General features: G+C 65.3%; 20 protein-coding genes. 12 read left to right on the top strand and 8 right to left on the bottom strand.

The features are described 5' to 3' along the window. The first annotated feature begins 143 nt into the window (after positions 1 to 143). Genes GJ699_RS33220 through GJ699_RS33230 form a run of 3 tightly spaced genes read left to right on the top strand, consistent with a single transcriptional unit; the run spans position 144 to position 3,199 of the window. Positions 144 to 1,376, top strand: coding sequence for an MFS transporter (locus GJ699_RS33220; RefSeq protein WP_195763712.1), 1,233 nt, complete (start codon positions 144 to 146; stop codon positions 1,374 to 1,376). Positions 1,377 to 1,411: 35 nt separating this feature from the next. Then, positions 1,412 to 2,311, top strand: coding sequence for a 2OG-Fe(II) oxygenase (locus tag GJ699_RS33225; RefSeq protein ID WP_229262414.1), 900 nt, complete (start codon positions 1,412 to 1,414; stop codon positions 2,309 to 2,311). A gap of 33 nt (positions 2,312 to 2,344) precedes the next feature. Further along, the gene (locus GJ699_RS33230; RefSeq protein WP_154383701.1) at positions 2,345 to 3,199 is read left to right on the top strand and encodes a fumarylacetoacetate hydrolase family protein; all 855 of its coding nucleotides are present in this window, start codon (positions 2,345 to 2,347) and stop codon (positions 3,197 to 3,199) included. 1 nt (position 3,200) lies between these two features. On the opposite strand, the gene GJ699_RS33235 is transcribed toward GJ699_RS33230, so the two are convergent. Then, positions 3,201 to 4,532 carry an aspartate aminotransferase family protein gene (locus GJ699_RS33235; protein ID WP_154383702.1) on the bottom strand — a complete coding sequence of 444 codons (1,332 nt, stop codon included), beginning with the start codon at positions 4,530 to 4,532 and terminating at the stop codon, positions 3,201 to 3,203. A 97-nt stretch (positions 4,533 to 4,629) separates the two neighbouring features. On the opposite strand from GJ699_RS33235, the gene GJ699_RS33240 reads away from it, so the two are divergent. Further along, entirely contained in the window at positions 4,630 to 5,184 is a 555-nt protein-coding gene (locus GJ699_RS33240; RefSeq protein ID WP_154383703.1) for a carboxymuconolactone decarboxylase family protein, read from the top strand. Positions 5,185 to 5,289: 105 nt separating this feature from the next. Here GJ699_RS33240 and GJ699_RS33245 read toward each other — a convergent pair whose 3' ends face one another. Genes GJ699_RS33245 through yjgA form a run of 3 tightly spaced genes read right to left on the bottom strand, consistent with a single transcriptional unit; the run spans position 5,290 to position 7,167 of the window. Beyond that, positions 5,290 to 5,955, bottom strand: coding sequence for an alpha/beta hydrolase (locus tag GJ699_RS33245; protein ID WP_154383704.1), 666 nt, complete (start codon positions 5,953 to 5,955; stop codon positions 5,290 to 5,292). Beyond that, complete coding sequence (gene mog, locus GJ699_RS33250) at positions 5,952 to 6,566, bottom strand: molybdopterin adenylyltransferase (protein ID WP_195763711.1); 615 nt, start codon at positions 6,564 to 6,566, stop codon at positions 5,952 to 5,954. The genes GJ699_RS33245 and mog overlap by 4 nt, the downstream gene beginning before the upstream one ends. Then, positions 6,556 to 7,167: a ribosome biogenesis factor YjgA gene (gene yjgA / locus GJ699_RS33255; protein ID WP_154383706.1), complete on the bottom strand. Its 612-nt coding sequence runs from the start codon at positions 7,165 to 7,167 to the stop codon at positions 6,556 to 6,558. Before yjgA ends, mog begins: the two co-directional genes overlap by 11 nt. A gap of 94 nt (positions 7,168 to 7,261) precedes the next feature. Between yjgA and pmbA the strand changes: the two genes are divergently transcribed. After that, positions 7,262 to 8,614, top strand: a complete 1,353-nt coding sequence (pmbA, locus tag GJ699_RS33260; RefSeq protein ID WP_154383707.1) for a metalloprotease PmbA — start codon at positions 7,262 to 7,264, stop codon at positions 8,612 to 8,614. Positions 8,615 to 8,795: 181 nt separating this feature from the next. On the opposite strand, the gene GJ699_RS33265 is transcribed toward pmbA, so the two are convergent. The 4 genes from GJ699_RS33265 to GJ699_RS33280 all read right to left on the bottom strand — a co-directional run bounded on the left by GJ699_RS33265 (position 8,796) and on the right by GJ699_RS33280 (position 12,734). Then, a complete protein-coding gene (locus GJ699_RS33265) occupies positions 8,796 to 9,017 on the bottom strand; it encodes a hypothetical protein (RefSeq protein WP_154383708.1) in 222 nt (73 codons plus the stop codon). A gap of 175 nt (positions 9,018 to 9,192) precedes the next feature. Beyond that, a complete protein-coding gene (locus GJ699_RS33270) occupies positions 9,193 to 10,431 on the bottom strand; it encodes a hypothetical protein (RefSeq protein ID WP_154383709.1) in 1,239 nt (412 codons plus the stop codon). An 88-nt stretch (positions 10,432 to 10,519) separates the two neighbouring features. Next, positions 10,520 to 11,650, bottom strand: a complete 1,131-nt coding sequence (locus tag GJ699_RS33275; protein ID WP_154383710.1) for a M14 family metallopeptidase — start codon at positions 11,648 to 11,650, stop codon at positions 10,520 to 10,522. Positions 11,651 to 11,759: 109 nt separating this feature from the next. Further along, a complete protein-coding gene (locus GJ699_RS33280; RefSeq protein WP_308495548.1) occupies positions 11,760 to 12,734 on the bottom strand; it encodes a PaaX family transcriptional regulator in 975 nt (324 codons plus the stop codon). A 185-nt stretch (positions 12,735 to 12,919) separates the two neighbouring features. On the opposite strand from GJ699_RS33280, the gene paaA reads away from it, so the two are divergent. From paaA to paaH, 7 genes are read left to right on the top strand one after another with little or no spacing between them, the layout of a single operon-like run. Next, complete coding sequence (gene paaA / locus GJ699_RS33285; protein ID WP_154383712.1) at positions 12,920 to 13,903, top strand: 1,2-phenylacetyl-CoA epoxidase subunit PaaA; 984 nt, start codon at positions 12,920 to 12,922, stop codon at positions 13,901 to 13,903. A 10-nt stretch (positions 13,904 to 13,913) separates the two neighbouring features. After that, positions 13,914 to 14,198 (top strand): 1,2-phenylacetyl-CoA epoxidase subunit PaaB, encoded by a 285-nt coding sequence (paaB, locus tag GJ699_RS33290; RefSeq protein WP_154383713.1) that lies wholly within the window; start codon positions 13,914 to 13,916, stop codon positions 14,196 to 14,198. A 9-nt stretch (positions 14,199 to 14,207) separates the two neighbouring features. Continuing rightward, positions 14,208 to 14,960: a 1,2-phenylacetyl-CoA epoxidase subunit PaaC gene (paaC, locus tag GJ699_RS33295; protein ID WP_154383714.1), complete on the top strand. Its 753-nt coding sequence runs from the start codon at positions 14,208 to 14,210 to the stop codon at positions 14,958 to 14,960. Positions 14,961 to 14,974: 14 nt separating this feature from the next. Beyond that, on the top strand, positions 14,975 to 15,622 hold the full coding sequence (gene paaD, locus GJ699_RS33300; protein WP_154383715.1) for a 1,2-phenylacetyl-CoA epoxidase subunit PaaD: 648 nt from the start codon (positions 14,975 to 14,977) through the stop codon (positions 15,620 to 15,622). A 7-nt stretch (positions 15,623 to 15,629) separates the two neighbouring features. Further along, positions 15,630 to 16,706 carry a 1,2-phenylacetyl-CoA epoxidase subunit PaaE gene (gene paaE, locus GJ699_RS33305; protein WP_154383716.1) on the top strand — a complete coding sequence of 359 codons (1,077 nt, stop codon included), beginning with the start codon at positions 15,630 to 15,632 and terminating at the stop codon, positions 16,704 to 16,706. 13 nt (positions 16,707 to 16,719) lie between these two features. After that, positions 16,720 to 17,529 carry a 2-(1,2-epoxy-1,2-dihydrophenyl)acetyl-CoA isomerase PaaG gene (gene paaG / locus GJ699_RS33310; protein ID WP_154383717.1) on the top strand — a complete coding sequence of 270 codons (810 nt, stop codon included), beginning with the start codon at positions 16,720 to 16,722 and terminating at the stop codon, positions 17,527 to 17,529. Position 17,530: 1 nt separating this feature from the next. After that, positions 17,531 to 19,120 carry a 3-hydroxyacyl-CoA dehydrogenase PaaH gene (gene paaH / locus GJ699_RS33315; protein ID WP_154383718.1) on the top strand — a complete coding sequence of 530 codons (1,590 nt, stop codon included), beginning with the start codon at positions 17,531 to 17,533 and terminating at the stop codon, positions 19,118 to 19,120. Positions 19,121 to 19,282 lie beyond the last annotated feature (162 nt).

Below are 19,282 nucleotides of genomic sequence, written 5' to 3' on the forward strand. Positions count from 1 at the left end.
TGCCGCCGCTGCCGCCCCTCGGTCTCTCGCGCGCCGTCGTGCCGCTGCCGCCGCCCCTCGGCACTGCGCCGCTTGCCGATAGCGCGACTGCGGACGGGCCGACGTTGCCGCCGCCCGGCGCGGGCACGGTGGCGGGGGGCGGGATGTCGACGGTGGTGGTGCGGCCGCTTTCTGGTGGCGCGTTGTTTGTGCTGGTGTTCCTGCCGTTCGCGCTAGGCCACTTCCTTTCAAGCTTGATGCGCACGGTGAACGCGACGCTGGCACCGCAACTGGTGGCGTCGCTGGCGCTGACCTCCGGCCAGCTTGGCCTGCTGACCAGCGCTTTCTTCCTCACCTTCGCGCTGGCCCAGCTGCCGGTCGGCATGGCGCTGGACCGCTGGGGACCGGCCAAGGTCCAGCTGCCGATGCTGCTGCTGGCCGGCGTCGGCGCGCTGGCGTTCGCCGGCGGCCACACCTTCAGCCAGTTGCTGGTGGCACGCGCCATCATCGGCCTCGGGCTGGGCGGCTGCTTCATGTCGGCGGTGAAGGCCATTTCAACCTGGATCGCGCCAGCGCGGCTGCCATCAGTGCAGGGCTATCTGATCGCGGTTGGCGGCCTCGGAGCGGCGGCGGCCACACTGCCAGTGCGTCTGGCGCTGCATTACATGGACTGGCGCGGTCTGTTCCTACTGCTGGCCGCAGCGGCGGCGCTGATCGGCGTGCTGATACGCGCACTGGCGCCGTCACAGCCGGTCAGCATCCGCAAGCCAGCCTTGCTGGATGCTATGCGCGAAGTCTACCGGCACCCTGCCTTCCGCGACGTAGCCGCGCTGGTGCTGATTCCGCACACGGTGTTCTTCGGCATCCAGGGACTATGGATCAGCCGCTGGCTGAGCGACGTGGCGCGCTACAGCGAAGAGGCGGTCGGCTATCTACTCTACCTCGGCATGGCGGCGGTGATATTCGGCGCCATCGCGGTCGGCATGATGACCGAATGGGCCGGCCGGCGCGGCGTGGCGCCGATCACGGTGGCGGCGGCTGGCGTCGCGCTGTTTCTGCTGGTGCAGCTGGGCTTTGTGCTGAACTGGCGGCCCAGCTATCAACTGCTGTCGGTGCTGTTTACGCTGGTGGGCACGGTCACCGGCATCGAATACACCATCGTCGCCCAAAGCCTGCCCGGCGCGCTGACCGGGCGCGCCGCCACCTGTCTGAACCTGCTGATTTTCCTGGGCGCGTTTGTGGTGCAGGCGGGCTTCGGACTGGTGGTCGGTTGCTGGCGACCAGACCTGTTGGGACACTATCCGGCTGAGGCCTACCAGACCGCGTTCGCGGCGCTGCTGTTGTTGCAGCTGCCAGGCTTGCTGTGCTTTGTGCGCCGCAGGGCGCCGATCCGGTAGAATGGGTTTTCCCTCCGATCAGCCTTTGATGACCGATGACGCAACCTGATAATGTTTTTGTCAACCTGCCGCAAACCTGGCGGACCTGGATCATGGAGAACCTGGAGCGCGGCTGCAGCCCGCTGGATATGGCCAACAGCATGGCGCGCTCCGGGCAGCACAGCATGGCGGTGGCGCGCGCCGCCATCGACGAGGCGCTGCGTCTGCGCGTGGCCGGCGCCGATGGCGCGAGTGCGGCGGCGCCAGCGCCGGCTATGGCCAGCGCATTTTCGGCGCCGCGCGAAATGCCCTACATAGACGTCAGCAGCAATCGCATCGCCGCGCCGGACCGCGAGGTGGATGTGCTGTTCGTGCTGCAGAAGCCGCAGGTGATCCTGCTCGGGAATGTGCTCAGCGACGAAGAGTGCGACGCCATCGTCGCGCATTGCGGCACGCGCTACACCCGCTCGACGGTGACGGCGGAAGCCGACGGCGCCAGCGTGGTGCACGAAGGCCGCACCTCGGAGATGGCTTTCATCCAGCGCGGCGAGGCGGAGGTGGCCGAGCGCATCGACCGCCGGCTGGCGGCGCTGGCGCACTGGTCGCCGGAGTGCAGCGAACCGTTCCAGCTGCAGAAGTACGGTCCGACCCAGGAGTACCGCCCGCATTACGACTGGCTCGATCCGGACAGCGCAGGCCATCGCTCGCACCTGGCGCGCGGCGGCCAGCGGCTGGCGACCTTTGTGCTGTATCTGTGCGATGTGGAGCAGGGCGGCGGCACCGTGTTCCCCAGTCTGGGACTGGAGGTGTTCCCGAAAAAGGGCAGCGCGCTGTGGTTCCTCAACACCGACACCAATCATCAACCCGACCCACAAACGCTGCACGGCGGCGCGCCGGTGGTCAACGGCACCAAGATCATCGCCAACAAGTGGCTGCGACAAGGGCGCTACGGTTAAAATGCCCGATGACTTGTTAACCGAGGGTGAAGTATGAGATTAGTGCGTTACGGCCGTCCAGGCAAAGAGAAACCAGGCTTGATCGATGATGAGGGCAAGCTGCGCGATCTGTCCGGTGTGATCGACGATATCGATGCGGCGACGCTGGCGCCGAAGTCGCTGCGCAAGCTGGAGAAGATCGCGCATGCGTCGCTGCCGCTGGTGCGCGGCAATCCGCGCTATGGCGTGCCGGTGGCGAAGGTCGGCAAGTTCCTGTGCATCGGCCTGAATTACGCCGATCACGCTGCGGAGTCGGGGCTGCCGCTGCCGGCCGAGCCGATTGTGTTCACCAAGGCGATCAGCGCGCTAAATGGGCCGGACGATCCGATCATGCTGCCGCAGGGTTCCAAGAAGACCGATTGGGAAGTGGAGCTGGGCATCGTGATCGGTGCGCGCGCGCAGTATGTCAGCGAGGCCGATGCGCACAAATACATCGCCGGCTACACGGTGGTCAACGATGTGTCGGAGCGCGAGTATCAGCTGGAGCGCGGCGGCACCTGGGACAAGGGCAAGGGCTGCGATACCTTCGGCCCGGTCGGCCCGTGGCTGGTGACGCCGGAAGATATCTACGATGTGCAGGATCTGGATCTGTACCTGGAGGTGAACGGCAAGCGCATGCAGACCGGGAATACCTCGACCATGATTTTCACGGTGGCGCAGATTGTCAGCTATCTGTCGAAGTTCATCACGCTGGAACCGGGCGATGTGATCGCGACCGGCACGCCGCCGGGTGTCGGCATGGGCCGCAAGCCGCAGCGCTTCCTGAAGAAGGGCGATACCCTGCGCGTGGGCATCGCCGGGCTGGGCGAGCAGCAGGCCGAGGTTATCGCCTGGAAGGCCAGCAAATAAGCTAACGCACCCGCGCCAGGGCGCCGGCGATGGCGTCGCTGAGGCGGCTGGTGATCTCCGCCAGCTCGGCCTCGGTGACGATGAACGGTGGCGCCAGCAGCACATGGTCGCCGTGACGACCATCGATGGTGCCGCCCATCGGATACACCATCAAGCCACGCGCCATCGCCTCTTCCTTGATGGCCGCGTGCAGTGCCAGCGCCGGATCGAACGGCGTCTTGTTGTCGCGCTCCGCCACCAGTTCCAATCCGATCAACAGTCCGCGTCCGCGAATGTCGCCCACATGCGGATGCTGGCCAAACGCCTCGCGCAGCATGCGCCGCAAGGACGCGCCGCGCGTGGTGACGGCGCCCAGCAGACCATCACGCTGAATCACCTTCTGCACCGCCAGCGCGGCGGCGGCGGCCACCGGGTGACCCATATAGGTGTGGCCATGCTGGAAAGCGCCGCTGCCATCGCGCAGCGCGTCGACGATGTGACGGCGCGCCAGCACCGCGCCGATCGGCTGGTAGCCGGCGCCCAGTCCTTTGCCCAGCACCACCAGGTCGGGCAGCACGCCTTCCTGTTCAAACGCGTATAACGTGCCGCAGCGGCCCATGCCGCACATGACTTCATCGAGTATCAGCAGCAGGCCATACTGGTCGCATAGCCGGCGCACGCCGCGGAAGTAGCCGGGCGTGGGCGGCACCGCGCCGGCGGTGGCGCCGACCACGGTTTCGGCGACAAAGGCGATCAGGTTTTGCGGGCCGCTGGTTAGGATTTGCTGTTCCAGCTCGCGCAGCAGGGCAGCGGTGTAGTCGTCAGTGCTTTGATCGGGGGCGCGCTCGCGGTATTCGTAGCAGGGCGACACGCGGTCGACATCGATCAGCAGCGGTGCGAACGGGCGGCGGCGCCATTCGTTGCCGCCTACCGCCAGCGCGCCCAATGTATTGCCGTGGTAGCTCTGGCGGCGCGCGATAAAGCGCTGGCGCTGCGGCTGGCCGCGCTCCAGCCAGTATTGGCGCGCCAGTTTGAGCGCGGTCTCCATCGCTTCCGAGCCGCCCGATACCAGATAGACGTGATCGAGGTCGCCGGGAGCGTCGGAGGCCAGTCGCGCGGCCAGATGCTCGGCGGCCTCGCAGGTGAAGAAGGCGGTATGGGCGTAGGCGGTGCGGTCGATCTGGGCGTGCATCGCAGCCAGCACTTCGGGATGACCGTGGCCCAGCGAGGAGACAGCGGCGCCGCCGCTGGCGTCGAGATAGGTGCGGCCGGCGTTGTCGGTGACGGTGAGGCCGGCGGCGCGCACGGCGACCGGCGGCACGCGCCGCAAACTGCGGTGGATGATATGGCTCATGGCGTCCTTTCGGGAACAGGGGCAGACTGCCGACGATAGCCGGGTTTGGCCTGGCACTTTTTGATGTATGCCATGATGAGGTCTTTAAGGAGGCAGCATGGATGATCGTTTGGGGCCGATTCCATTCGCGCAGATGAGCGCCAGCCAGCAACTGGCGGCGCAGGCGGTGATCGACGGGCCGCGCGGTGCGCTGTATGGACCGTTCGTGCCGCTGATCCGCAGTCCGGAGCTGATGAGCGCCGCGCAAAAGATGGGCGAGTATCTGCGTTATCGCTCGGCGATCGGCACCCGCCTGACCGAGCTGGCGATACTGGTGACGGCGCGCCACTGGAACCAGCAGGTGGAGTGGGCGATCCACGCGCCGATCGCGCGCGACTTCGGCATCGCGGAAGAGGTGATTGCCGCGATCGCGGTGCGGCGGCGGCCGGCGGCGCTATTGGCCGACGAGGCGGTGGTCTATGAATTCTGCGTGCAGCTGCATCAGCAGCAACGGGTGGACGACACCACTTACGCGGCGGCGCTGGCCGCGTTTGGCGAGCACGGCGTAGTCGACCTGATGGGCATCAACGGCTACTACACGTTTCTGGCGATGGTGATGAACGCGGCGCAAACGGCGGTGCCAACATCCAGCACCGCGCCGCTACCGGCATGAGCCCCTGATCAGTTCGTGTCCACTTCGGGGTCAGACCCCGAAGTGGACACGGGCTCAGCCGCGAAACGGTTGAGCCCGTGTCCATTTTTTAGAACTGACCCCGAATTACAGGACTTTTTTCAGCCAGGCGCTGATGTGCTGGACTTCTTCCTGGCACAGCGAGTGCTGCATCGCGTATTCGTGCCATTCGACGTTGTAGCCCCACTGCAGCAGCAGGTCGCGCGAGGCGGTGGCGCGGGCGATCGGAATCACCGGGTCCATGCGGCCGTGCACCAGGAAGATCGGGGTGGTTTTGCTTTCCGGCGTGTGCTCGGCGGCGGCTTTCGGCGCGATCGGCACGTAGCCGGACAGGCACAGCATGCCGGCCAGCGGTTTGGTCTGGCGCAGGCCGGTTTGCAGCGTCATCGCGCAGCCTTGCGAGAAGCCGGCCAGGATGATGCGCTCGTTCGGGATGCCACGTGCGTTTTCGCGCGCGATCAGCGCTTCGATCTTGGCTTGCGAGGCGCGCAGGCCGCCTTCGTCTTCTTGCCGGCCCAGGTCGGTGGCGACGATGTCATACCAAGCGCGCATCACGTAGCCGCCGTTGACCGTCACCGGCATGGTGTCGGCGTTGGGGAAGATGAAGCGGATCGCCGGCAGGCCGGCCAAGTCCAGCTCGTGCAGCATCGGCACGAAGTCGTTGGCGTCGGCGCCCAGGCCGTGCATCCAGATGATGGCGACGCTCGGGTTGGCGCCGGTTTCTTTTTCAATCGTTTGCAATAATTGGCTCATGCGGGTCCTTGGACAGGGCGGAGGGCGGATTTGGGACGGAACGCTTTGCACACGGCCGGGGCGGTCTCGGCATAGGGGCCGCCGATCAGGTCGATGCAATAAGGAATGGCGGCAAAGATGCCACCGACCAGGGTGTTGCCGTCGGCGTCCTTGAGGCCGCCCAGGGTTTCGGCGATGGCCTTGGGCTGGCCGGGCAGGTTGAGGATCAGCGCGGCATGGTCGGCGCTTTCGCGGATCACGGCGGTCTGGCGCGACAGGATGGCGGTCGGTACGAAGTGCAGGCTGATCTGGCGCATCTGTTCGCCGAAGCCGGGCATTTCCTTGGTGCCGACGGCCAGCGTGGCTTCGGGCGTGACGTCGCGTCGCGCCGGGCCGGTGCCGCCGGTGGTCAGGATCAGGTGGCAACGGGCGACGTCGGCCAGTTCGGTCAGCGTGGCTTCGATCTGCGGCCGTTCGTCGGCGATCAGGCGGGTTTCCACTTCGAACGGCGTGGTCAGCGCCGACGCCAGCCAGGCTTGCAGCGCCGGGATGCCCTGGTCGGCATAGACGCCGCCGCTGGCGCGGTCGGACACCGAGACCAGGCCGACCCGCAGCGCGACGTTATTCGTCATCGCCTTCGGTCGCTTCGTCGTCGCCTTCGTCATCGCTGCCGTTGGCCTTGCGCTTGTCGGCTTCCAGCTGTTTCAGGATCTGGAAGATTTCGCGGTAGGCTTTAGGCGGCTTGTTCTCGGCCTGTTCCTTGCGGGCGTTGCGGATCAGGGTGCGCAGCTGCTGCACGTCGAGGTGCGGCGCTTCGCTCAGCAGCGTGGTCAGCGCGTTGTCGTCGGCCAGCAGTTTTTCGCGGCGGCGTTCCAGCGCGTGCATGGCCGAGGTTTCCGCCTTGGAGGCGCCTTTCCAGCTGTCGATGGCTTTCTGGATCAGCGCGACTTCGTTTTCATCCAGCGTGCGCATCTTCTTGCCGACAAACTGCATCTGGCGGCGACGGCCTTCGTGGTTGGTGATTTTTTGACATTCCAGGATGGCTTCCAGCACGTCTTCCGGCATCGGCACTTTCTTGACGCGATCGCGTGGCGCCTCGACCAGCGCTTCGCCCAGCTTCTGCAGGGCGTTGGATTGGCGCTTGGCCTCGGATTTGGATGGGCGCTCGTATTCGTCTTCAAATTCGGACGAGCTGAAGCCGACGCCACCGCCGCTGCGGTTGGGATTTACCATAATATTAACTTTCAAGCGGGCGCGTAGCTGCGCCCTTAAACTGTAAACGACTGCTATGATAGCAATTTTAGCGGCTACCCGAAGAAAACAGCTCATGAGCGATACCCATTTCACCCACACCCAGGACCAGTTAAAGCAGCTCGCACAGGATGTGCTGGGCTATGCGAAAGCCCAGGGCGGCACCGATTGCGCCGTCGAATTCAGCGAGGGCAGTGGCCTGTCGGTGTCGGTGCGCAAGAGCCAGATCGAGACCATCGAGCAGAATAAAGACAAGGGCATGGGCGTGACGGTGTTCATCGGCCAGCGCCGCGGCAACGCCTCGACCTCCGACTTTTCGCCGGCGGCGCTGAAGGCGACCGTGGAAGCGGCCTACAACATCGCCCGTTTCACCGCCGATGACGATTGCGCCGGCCTGGCCGACGACGACATGCTGGAGCGCGATCCGCGCGATCTGCAACTGTTCTATCCGTGGGACATCAGCACCGCCGACGCGGTGGCGCTGGCCCAGCGCGCCGAGGCGGCGGCATTCGCGGTCGATCCGCGCGTGACCAATTCGGAAGGCGCCGGCGTGCACGTGCAGCAGTCGCACTTTGTGGCGGCCAATTCGCGCGGCTTCATCGGCGGCTATCCGTATTCGCGCCATACGCTGTCGGTGGCGCCAATTGCCGGCAAGGGCAAGCATATGCAGCGCGACGACTGGTATTCGTCGGTGCGCGATGCAACGCAGATGTCGTCGCCGGAGGCGATCGGACGTTATGCGGCCGAGCGCGCGCTGGCACGCTTGAACGCGCGCAGCATCGAGACGCGCAACTGCCCGGTGCTGTTCGAGGCGCCGCTGGCGGCTGGCTTGCTGGGGGCGTTTGTGCAAGCCACGTCGGGCGGCGCGCTGTATCGCAAGTCGACGTTCCTGCTGGATTCGCTGGGCAAGCAGGTGCTGCCTACGCATGTGCAGATCCAGGAAGATCCGCATGTGGTCGGCGCGGTCGGCTCGGCGCCGTTTGACGAGGAGGGCGTGCGCACCGTTAAGCGTGATGTGGTCAAGGATGGTGTGGTGCAGGGTTATTTCCTGTCGACCTATTCGGCGCGCAAGCTGGGCATGAAGACCACCGGTAATGCCGGCGGTTCGCATAATCTGTCGCTGACCTCGTCGCTGACCGCCGAGGCCGATGATTTCGCCGGCATGTTGCGCAAGATGGGCACCGGTCTGCTGGTCACCGAGCTGATGGGACAGGGCACCAATTATGTGACCGGCGATTACTCGCGCGGCGCGGCTGGTTACTGGGTCGAGAATGGCGTGATTCAGTATCCGGTGGAAGAGATCACCATCGCCGGCAATATGAAGGATATGCTGGCGCAGATCGTGGCGGTCGGTAACGATGTGCTGGTGCGCGGCACCAAACAGACCGGTTCGATCCTGATCGAGAATATGGTGGTGGCGGGCGCTTAAGGTTCGCTTTCAATCGTAGCTGCGGCGGTGGCGCTTTCTGCGTTCAACGCCGGGGCTGCGCGGAGGCTGGCCGTCTTTAGGGCGCAGGGCTTTGGCGTAGCTCCACGATTCGGTGTAGTTGCGGCGGACGTGGATGTCGCGCCAGGCGTTGCGCACGCTGCCGCAGATTTCCTCCGCCCAGCTATTCGGCGTAGTAGGTCATACCGCGATGGATCAGGCGCAGCATGGCGCCGTGCGGCAGGAACAACTCTTTCCATTGGTAGCCGCGCATAGCCGAATAGCTGAAGTTGCGGGCCATCCATTCTTTTAGCGCGATCAGCGTGATTTCTTCTTCCGTGCGGGGGGCTTCGCGCTTGCGCAGCTGGTACGCCAGCTCGGTATATATGTGATGGTTGGTATCCATAAGTCACGCCTGCTTTCGCCTGATTCTGCCTGCGGATTGCCTGCATTTGTAACTGTTAGACCGCGCCTCTCATAGGGAGGTTCCACGCGGGGAGCTGCCTGAAGCAGGCATTTTTCAGGCAAAAGCAGGCGAAATCAGGCATGACTTGGGGATAGCAAGGCATGTGCGTATCTCCTCATTTGCACAGCTTGCTTGTGGGCTGGCCGCAGGTGATCAGGCGGCCGACGTCTGGGTTGCCGAGGTAGTCCAGGTGGGCGCTGTCGGGCCGTTCCAGCAGGCCCGGCCAGGTTGGCGCGTTGGAGACCAGGATGTTGTAGACGGTGACGCCGTCGGCCGCATAGCGCTCGGGCGGCAGCGTGTACGACAGCAGGTCGTTGGGATCGGTGAATGCCACCAGCGTCAGATGATGGTCGGCGGCCAGTGCGGTGCGGCGTTTGCGTAGCAGCAGTTGCAGACTGTCCGGCGGTGCGCTCAGGCTGGTGGCCGGGCTCAGCGGCTGATCTGCCAGCGATAACAGCGGGATCTGGTTGGCCGCCATCACCAGAAAGCGCATGCGGTCCACCGCTTGTTGCGCCGCCATCGCCGCCGCCGAGCCGGCAGGCTCCTCCGTCATGCGCAACAGCGTATCGAATAACAGCTTGCTGCCCATGCTGTGCGAAATCACCACCAGCGGTACCTCGGCGCGGGCGCCGGACAGTGCTTGCAGGATGGCGGTGCGCATTTGCCGCTGCATGCTGTCGCGCGCCACGCCCTGGTAAATCAGCGCGTCGGGCAGGCAATCGTCGATCAGGCCGTCCTTGAAGCGTGCGTTCAGTTTGGCGCGGGTGTAGGGATAGGGTAGGGCGTCGTTGCACTGCGTGGACTTGCCGCTCTGGTCGTAGCACAGCTGGCGCTTGAGGGCGCTGGTCAGCGGCGACCAGATTAGCGCATCAAAGCGCAGTTGGCCGGCCGGCGTGGTCACCGTGGTCGGCACGATGTCGACAGCGGGGGCGGTCAGCGCGCCGGCTGCCCTCGGCGCGGAACCGGCAGCGGTGGCTGTGTTGGCGAGCTCGGTCCCGGGCGCCATATGGCCCGGTCTGCCGGCTGCGGCTGCCGATGCGGGCATGGCGTTGGCGACGAGCCCGGCATCCTGCGGCGTCCGCATCGGCGCGCGTGGCGTGGTGGCGTCGTTGAGCGCTCGGGTCAGTTGCGGCACGACAGTGGCGGCCCAGCTGGTGTCATGTGTGCAGATGCCGTGCACCAGCAGCACATCGGCCTCATGCGGGGCGGCCTGGGCGGCCAGATCGATCAAACCGGGAAACACCGCCGGCGGCTGCGGCAGCAGCGGCGGTTGATAGGGCGTGCTGCAAGCCGGCAGCAGACCGACCAGCAGCATCAAGCGCCGCAGGGCGCGGCGCGGAGAGCAATTCAGCATGATGGACCTCCGGACGCGGCGCGCAGATGCGCCGCAGAGGTCCAGTGTAGGCAGGCGCATCCGCGCCCGCCTTGTGACACCGCAGGACTTACTGCTGCGCCAGCAGCGATTGCAGCACCGGCTGCAGAATCGCCTTGCCCAGCTCGGCGCTGCGGGCTCCGTTCCAGCCGGTGTCCGGATCCGGATCGTTGGCGTTGTCCTTGAACGGCATCTCCAGCGTCAGAGACAAGCAACCGAAGGCGTGCGTGATGTGCGGCGAGCCCATGGTCAGCGTCTCTTCGGTGTATGGCGTTTCGCCGTAGCCGAACTCATCCTGGAAGTCCGGGCTGGCGATCAGGAAGTTGTCGATGAAGTACTGCTGCGCCTCGGCCTGATCCGGCGTGAAGTTCGGCAGCGATTCGCTGCCCGCCACGAACACATACGGCAAGCCCTCGTCGCCATGGATGTCCAGGCACAGATCGACGCCGATCTCGTGCATCTTCTGCTTGACCAGGAACACCTCCGGGCTGCGCTCCATGGTTGGATTCAGCCATTCGCGGTTGAGGTTGGCGCCGGCGGCATTGGTGCGCAGATTGCCGCGCACCGAGCCGTCCGGGTTCATATTCGGCACCACGTAGAACACTGCTTCCTTCAGGCACTGGCGGCCGAACGGATTGGCCGGGTCCAGCAGCGCTTCCACAAAGCCTTCGACAAACCACTCGGCCATCGTCTCGCCCGGATGTTGGCGCGCGATCACCCACACTTTTTGCTCCGCTTCCGGATCGCCGATCACCAGCATGTTCAGGTCGCGGCCATCGATGGTGTTGCCCAGATCGACCAGCTTGACCAGCGGCGACAGCTGGGCGTTGTCCAGCAGCGCCAGATGGCGTTCCCACGAATACGGCTCGAAGTAAGCGTAGTAGACGCTATCGTGTTCGGGCGTGTGGTTGATGGTCATGGTCTGGCCATCGAAGCTGGTCGGCACGCGGAACCAGCTGTCGCGGTCATAGCTGGCCACAGCCTGGTAATCCTGCCAGCCGGCCGGATAGGCGGCCTGGCCGGCGTTGAGGAAATTCATCGTCAGCGGCGTGCCCTGCGCGCCTTGCACGCGGAAGTAAAACCACTGCGTGATGTCGGCGTGGGAATCCTTGCGGATGTGGAGGTCGATGGCGGTCGGGTCGTCGGCGCGCAGCACCTCGATGGCGCCAGCGTCAAACTGCTGGCTGATTTTGATAGACATGGCGGAATCCTGGTGAATTCTATGTGAATAGTAGGTCGCGCTTGTGGCGCAGACCCGACATGATACAGGCTCCCGCGCCGCCTGGCGCGAATTCAGACCGGGGTGGACGCTAGTTGAGGCCGCCGAAGCGGTCGAAGAAGGCGGCTTCGGCGGCGGGGGCGGCGGCGTCTTCGCGGCGTAGCGCGGTGTCGATGTGTTGCTCGGCGGCGGCGTAGATCAGCAGGTAGATTTGTCGCGCCAAGTCGTAGGCGAGGGCGCCTGGCCACGGCGTTGGCAGCAGCTCGACTGGCAGTTGTGGATCGTGCAACTGTACCCGGCGGTAGGCGTGGACCAGCAGCGTGCGCAGTACGAACGCTTTTTCCGGCGACAGTGGCTCGTCGCAGGCTTCGGCGTCCGCCGCGTCGGTTGTCCCGTCCTCCGCCGGGCTGGCCGCCAACGTCGTGTCGTCTCCATGCGCCAGCGCGGTCGCCCGCAGCGCCGTCAGCAGCGGCTCGAACTGGGCGACGAAGCGGTTGTAACCATCCGCCACCGCCGCCACATCCCAGCCCTGCGCCACCAGATCGCTGAGCGGCCGCGCGCTGACCTGCCGCATCGACTTGCCCTGCACCACAAACAGCTTGCCGGCCAGCCCCAGCCGCGTCAGCAGCTCATCCAGCGCCGCCGCGTCGGCGGCCGGATGGCCCATGATGCCGGGCGCCACCACGCTAAAGCCCTCCCACAGCAACTCCTTGCGCAGCGCCGCCCGCTCGGACGCGCTGAGTGCGCCGTCGCCGCTCAGCACGAGGGTCCAGCTGCCATCCCAGTGCACATTCGGCGGCGCATAAATGCGGCGGTAGGCATGCACAAAGCGCGCCATCGCCGACGGCGTAATCGCATACGAGGCCCGGCGGCCATCGCGCTGCGCGCCCAGCCAGCCCTCCTGCGCCAGCCGGAACACCGAGGTGCGCAACAGCCGCTCATTGACGCCAAACGGCGCCAGCAACTCGATCAGACTACCCAGCCACACCATGCCGCCATGCGGCACGATGGCATCGCCAAAAATCGTCACCACCAGCGATTTCGAGCGTGGTGGATCGCTGGTCAAAAATCCGGCTATCCAATCGTTGCAATTCATAAGCGGCTTAGTAATCTGTCCATAGCGCTAGTTTACTTTTGCCCCGCCTGGCCCGCAGCAAAAATTTATCACGATGCACAAATGCAATGCGAGTCAAAATAAACGTAGTCAAATAAAAATACGTATCGTATTATGCGTAAAAAGAGGAGACAGCCATGTACGCACAACTGGTGGAGACCGGTCTCAAGCAAGTTCGCACGGCCGCCGACATGAGCGCCGACGAGCAAGCCTTCCAGGCCCGCATCGACGCCGGCGTCCGCATCGAGGCCAAGGACTGGATGCCGGACGCTTACCGCAAGACGCTGATACGCCAGATCTCGCAGCACGCCCATTCCGAAATCGTCGGCCAGCTGCCGGAAGGCAATTGGGTGACGCGCGCCCCCACGCTGCAGCGCAAGGCCATCCTGCTGGCCAAGATCCAGGACGAAGCCGGCCACGGCCTCTACCTGTACAGCGCCGCCGAAACGCTGGGCGTGTCGCGCGACGAACTGTTGCAGGCGCTCCACAGCGGCAAGGCCAAATACTCCAGCATCTTCAACTACCCCACGCTGAGCTGGGCCGACATGGGCGCCATCGGCTGGCTGGTGGACGGCTCGGCCATCATCAACCAGATCCCGCTGTGCCGCTGTTCCTACGGTCCGTACGCGCGCGCCATGATCCGCGTCTGCAAGGAAGAATCGTTCCACGCCCGCCAGGGCTACGACATCATGCTGGCGCTGTGTCGCGGCACGCCGGCGCAGAAGGCGATGGCGCAGGATGCGCTTAACCGCTGGTGGTGGCCGTCGCTGATGATGTTCGGGCCGTCGGACGCCGACTCCGTCAACAGCGCGCAATCGTCGGCCTGGCGCATCAAGCTGTTCTCTAACGATGAACTGCGCCAGCGCATGGTCGACCAGACCGTGCCGCAGGCCGACTATCTGGGCCTGACCGTGCCCGATCCTGATCTGAAATGGAATGCCGAGCGCGGACACTACGATTTCGGCGCCATCGACTGGGCCGAATTCCACAACGTTTTGAAGGGCAACGGCCCGTGCAACCGCGAGCGTCTGCGCACCCGTGTGCAGGCGTGGGAAGACGGCGCCTGGTTCCGCGACGCGCTGGTGGCGCACGCCGACAAACAAGCCGCGCGCGCGGCCTGAGGAGAACATCATGAGCAAAGAATGGCCGCTGTGGGAGATCTTCATCCGCAGCCAGCATGGGTTGGCGCACAAGCATGTCGGCAGCCTGCACGCGCCGGATGCCGCGATGGCGGTCAACAACGCGCGCGATGTCTACACCCGGCGCAATGAGGGCGTCAGCATCTGGGTGGTGCGCGCCGCCGACATCGTCGCCAGTAGCCCGGCCGACAAGGACACGTTGTTCGAGCCGGCCAACAGCAAGGTGTATCGCCATCCGACCTTCTTCCCGATGCCGGACGAAGTCAAAAACCTGTGAGGCTTGGCCATGGACGATAAAGTGGTGTATCTGCTGCGGCTGGGCGACAATGCGCTGATCCTCAGCCAGCAATTGGCGCAGTGGTGCGGCAAGGGGCCGGCGCTGGAAGAGGATATGGCGCTGACCAATGTGGCGCTGGATCTGCTGGGGCAGACCCGCCTGTGGTATGAGTACGCGGCCGAATTGGAAGGCGCTGGCCGCGACGAAGATCAGTTGGCGTATCTGCGCGATGCGCACGAATTCCGCAACTGCCTGTTGCTGGAGCAGCCCAACGGGAATTATGCCGATACGCTGATGCGGCAGTTCTATTTCGACAGCTGGCACTACTTCCTGATCGAGGGACTGACGCGCAGCAGCGACACGCGCATCGCCGCGATTGCCGCCAAGGCGCTGAAAGAAGTCAGCTATCACCTGCGCCGCAGTGGCGATCTGATTGTGCGGTTGGGCGATGGCACGGAGGTCAGCCACCTGTGGACCCAGGCCGCCGCCGATGAGCTGTGGATGTACAGCGGCGAGGTGTTCGCCTATGACGCGGTGGATGAGGCGATGGTGTCGGCCGGCGTGGCGCCGCCGGCGGCTGAACTGCGCGCGCAGTGGCTGGCGCATGTGGGCGAGGTGTTTGCCGAAGCCACACTGACCCTGCCCCCGGCAGACGCGTGGATGCAAAGCGGCGGCAAGCAGGGAAGGCACAGCGAGCATCTGGGCTACATCCTGGCCGAGATGCAGTTCCTGCAGCGCGCCTATCCGGGCGCGGCGTGGTAAACAGCGAGGCCGTCATGACAGCCACCGTCGCCACCGCCACCGCTGTCGCCCCGGCGAAAGCCGGGGCCCATGCCGAGCAAATCTGGACCTGGCTCCGCACCGTGCCCGATCCCGAAATCCCGGTCATCAGCATCGTCGACCTAGGCATCGTGCGCGAGATATGCGTGGCGGACGACAGCACCTGCGACATCACCATCACGCCAACCTACTCCGGCTGCCCAGCCATGCAGGTGATCGCCGACGCCATCACCGCAGCACTGCACGCGCACGGCATCGTCCAAGTACGCCTGCACAAACAGCTATCGCCCGCCTGGACCACCGACTGGATGAGCGCCGCCGCCAAGGCCGCACTGCGAGACTACGGCATCGCTCCACCCGCGCACCAGGTCATCGACATCAGCCGCCTGCACCGCCCGGCCACCGTCGATCGTCACCTCGCCCATGCGGCCGCAGAGCGCGAAGCACACCCCGCCGCCGACCGCGCCGCGACCGCACGCGCCGCCATCTCGCGCCGCGCCACCGTCGCCACACCGCACATCGCCTGCCCGCTCTGCGGCTCCACGCACACCACCCTGGTCAGCCAGTTCGGCTCAACGCCCTGCAAAGCGCTGTACCAATGCCAGACCTGCCGCGAACCGTTCGACTACTTCAAGCCCCACTGAGCCGATCATGAGCAAATTCCACCCGCTGACCATCGCCGATGTGCGCCACGAAACCCGCGACACCATCGCCGTCACCTTCACCGTCCCCGCCGAACTGCGCGACAGCTTCCGCTTCCAGCAAGGCCAGCACCTGACCCTGCGCGCCCACATCGACAACGACGACGTGCGCCGCTCCTACTCAATCTGCTCCGCCGTGCAGGACAACACCCTGCGCGTCGCCATCAAACGCACCAGCGGCGGCCTGTTCTCCGGCTGGGCCAACGACACCCTGCGCCCCGGCCACACGCTGGACGTGATGCCGCCGATGGGCCACTTCAACGTCCCGCTTAACCCCGAACACCGCAAACACTACCTGGCATTCGCCGCCGGCAGCGGCATCACCCCCATTCTGTCCATCATCAAGACCACGCTGGCGGCCGAGCCGCACAGCCGCTTCACACTGGTCTACGGCAACCGCGCCTCATCCTCGGTGATCTTCCGCGACGAACTGTCCGATCTCAAAGACAGCTACCTCGAACGCCTGAAAATCACCTACGTCATGAGCCGCGAGCAGCAGGACATCGAACTATTCAACGGCCGCATCACCCAAGAAAAAACCGCACAATTCCTGCAGCACTGGATCAACGCCAGCGACATCGACACCGCCTTCATCTGCGGCCCGGAAGACATGATGCTGGGTGTCTCCACCGCACTACAGCAAGCCGGCATGCCCAAGGCCGACATCAAGATCGAACTGTTCGCCGCCAGCATCCCCAAACACCAGCACCAGCCGCGCGCCGCCGCCAGCGACACCCACCGGCAAACCGAAGTCACCGTCATCATGGACGGCAACGCCGCCAGTTTCAGCATGGAGCAGGACAAGGAGTCGCTGCTCGACGCCGGCCTGCGAGCTGGCCTCGACATGCGCTACTCCTGCAAGGGCGGCGTGTGCTCCACCTGCCGCTGCAAAGTCATCGAGGGCAAAGTCGACATGGACGTCAACTACGCGCTGGAGGACTACGAAATCGCGCGCGGCTATGTGTTGAGCTGCCAGAGCTTCCCCACTACCGACCGCGTCGTCATCGATTTCGACCAGGCGGAATAAAAACGGAGACACCATGGACTATCACAACATCCTGTTCACGATCAGCGACGGCATCGCCACGCTGACGCTGAACCGACCGGATAAACTCAACAGCTTCACCCAGGCCATGCACGAAGAAGTGCGCCACGCGCTGCGCCGTGTCGCGGCCGGCGCCGGCCGCGAAGGCGATGAGGCCTTGCGCGTGCTGGTGCTGACCGGCGCCGGGCGTGGCTTCTGCGCCGGTCAGGATCTGTCCGACCGCGCAGTGGAGCCGGGCGCCAAAGCGGTTGACCTGGGGGACTCGGTGGAAAAAAACTACGCGCCGTTGGTGCAGTCGCTGCGCGCCTTGCCGCTGCCGGTGATCTGCGCCGTCAATGGCGTGGCCGCTGGTGCTGGCGCCAACCTGGCGCTGGCCTGCGACATCGTGCTGGCCGCGCACTCTGCGTCCTTTGTCGAAGTGTTCTGCAAACTGGGACTGATCCCCGACACCGGCGGCACCTACTTCCTGCCACGGCTGGTCGGCAGCGCGCGTGCCATGGGCCTGGCCATGCTGGGCGAAAAACTCAGCGCCGAGCAGGCTGAGGCCTGGGGCCTGATCTGGAAAGCCATTCCCGACGATGCGTTCGCCGCCGAAGTGCAGGCGATGGCGCGCCACTTCGCCAGCGCGCCCACCAAAGGGCTGGCCTTCACCAAACAAGCCTTGTACGCCAGCCCGCACAACAGCCTGCAACAGCAGCTGGCGCTGGAGTGCGGCATGATGAGTGAACTGGGACGCAGCGACGACTACCGCGAAGGCGTGGCCGCCTTCATGGCCAAGCGCGCGCCGCAGTTCAAGGGGCGCTGACATGGCGGCGCTGACGACAGAGCGCGTGGTGGCCGTCATCGGCAGCGGCGCCATGGGCGCCGGCATCGCCCAGGTGGCGGCGCTGGCCGGTTACACGGTGCGCTTGTACGACACGCGTGTAGGCGCGGTGGAGCAGGCCATCGCCGGTATCGGCGCTGCGCTGGACAAGCTGGTGGCCAAGGATCGCATGAGCGCCGCCATCCGCGCCGCCGCCATCGGACGTCTGCATGCCGCCGCGTCGCTGGCCGATGTTGCCGGCGCTGGGTTGGTGGTGGAGGCCGTCGTCGAGCAGCTGGATGCCAAGCGGGCTTTGTTCGCGCAGTTGGAGCAGATCGTCGGCGATGACTGCATCCTGGCCACCAATACTTCTTCGATTTCCGTTACTGCGATTGCGGCCGGTCTGCGTCTGCCGGGGCGCGTGGTGGGCATGCATTTCTTTAATCCGGTGCCGCTGATGGCGTTGTGCGAAGTGGTGAGCGGCGTCGCCACCGATACTGCCGTCGCGCAGACCGTGTACGACACCGCCACCGCCTGGGGCAAGAACGCGGTGCACGCGCGCTCGACGCCGGGCTTTATCGTCAACCGTCTGGCGCGGCCGTATTACGCCGAGGGTTGGCGGCTGCTGGGCGAGCAGGCCGCCGATGCCGCGACCATCGATGCCGTGATGCGCGAGGCTGGTGGCTTTCGCATGGGGCCATTCGAGTTGATGGACTTGATCGGGCATGACGTCAATTTCGCTGTTACGCAATCGGTGTTCAACGCCTGCTTTGGCGATCCGCGCTTTACGCCGTCGGTGTTGCAGCAGGAGTTGGTCAATGCCGGGCATCTGGGCCGCAAATCAGGGCGCGGTTGCTACCGTTATGATGGCGCGGGCGTTACGCCTGTTACGCCGGCCGCCGCACAGGAAGCGCCGCAGCCTCGGCCCGAATATGTCAGCTACAGCGTCGAACAGGGCGGCGCGGCGCATGCGGTGGGTGGAGCAGTGACCGAGTCGCTGGCCGCGCGTCTGCGTGCCGCCGGTATTGAGATCACGCACCGCAAGACGCCGGAAAACATCCGTCACACCGGCGCGCATGACGACGCGCCGGCCTTCCACTGCAATGGTGCCGCCGTCTATCTTAGCGATGGTCGCAGCGCCACCCAGCGCGCGCAGGACAACCATCATCCCGACACGGTGCTGTTTGATCTCGCGCTGGATTATGGCATCGCCACCCGCATCGCCGTCGCCCGTGCCGACCAGTGTTCGGAGGGCGCTTATTACGCGGTGGTCGGGCTGCTGCAGGCGGCCGGTTTCAGCGTCACGCGGCTGGATGACGTGCCTGGCCTGGCCGTGATGCGCACCGTCGCCATGCTGGCCAACGAGGCGGCCGACGCCGTCAATCAAGGCGTGTGCAGCGCAGCCGCTGCCGACATCGCGATGCAAAAGGGCGTCAACTATCCACGTGGCCCGCTGGCCTGGGCCGACGCCATCGGCATTGAACACATCGTGCGCGTGCTGGCTAACCTTGCCGCCAGCTATGGCGAGGACCACTATCGCGTGTCGCCGCTACTGCGCCGCAAGCAAGCCAGCAAAGGACGCTTTCATGACTAGGACGCACACCACGCTGAGCACAGTGCCGACCGCCGCCACGCCAGGCCACGCCGCGCCAGCCGACGTGCCACCCGTGCCACCCGTCGTGCCAGCCGCCGCGCGGCCAGCCAGTACCGCCGCCCCGCACGCCGCGCCTGACACCGACCGGCCTGTCGCCGGGGC

It is taken from the genome of Duganella guangzhouensis, assembly GCF_009674535.1.
Taxonomy (GTDB): domain Bacteria; phylum Pseudomonadota; class Gammaproteobacteria; order Burkholderiales; family Burkholderiaceae_D; genus Rugamonas; species Rugamonas guangzhouensis.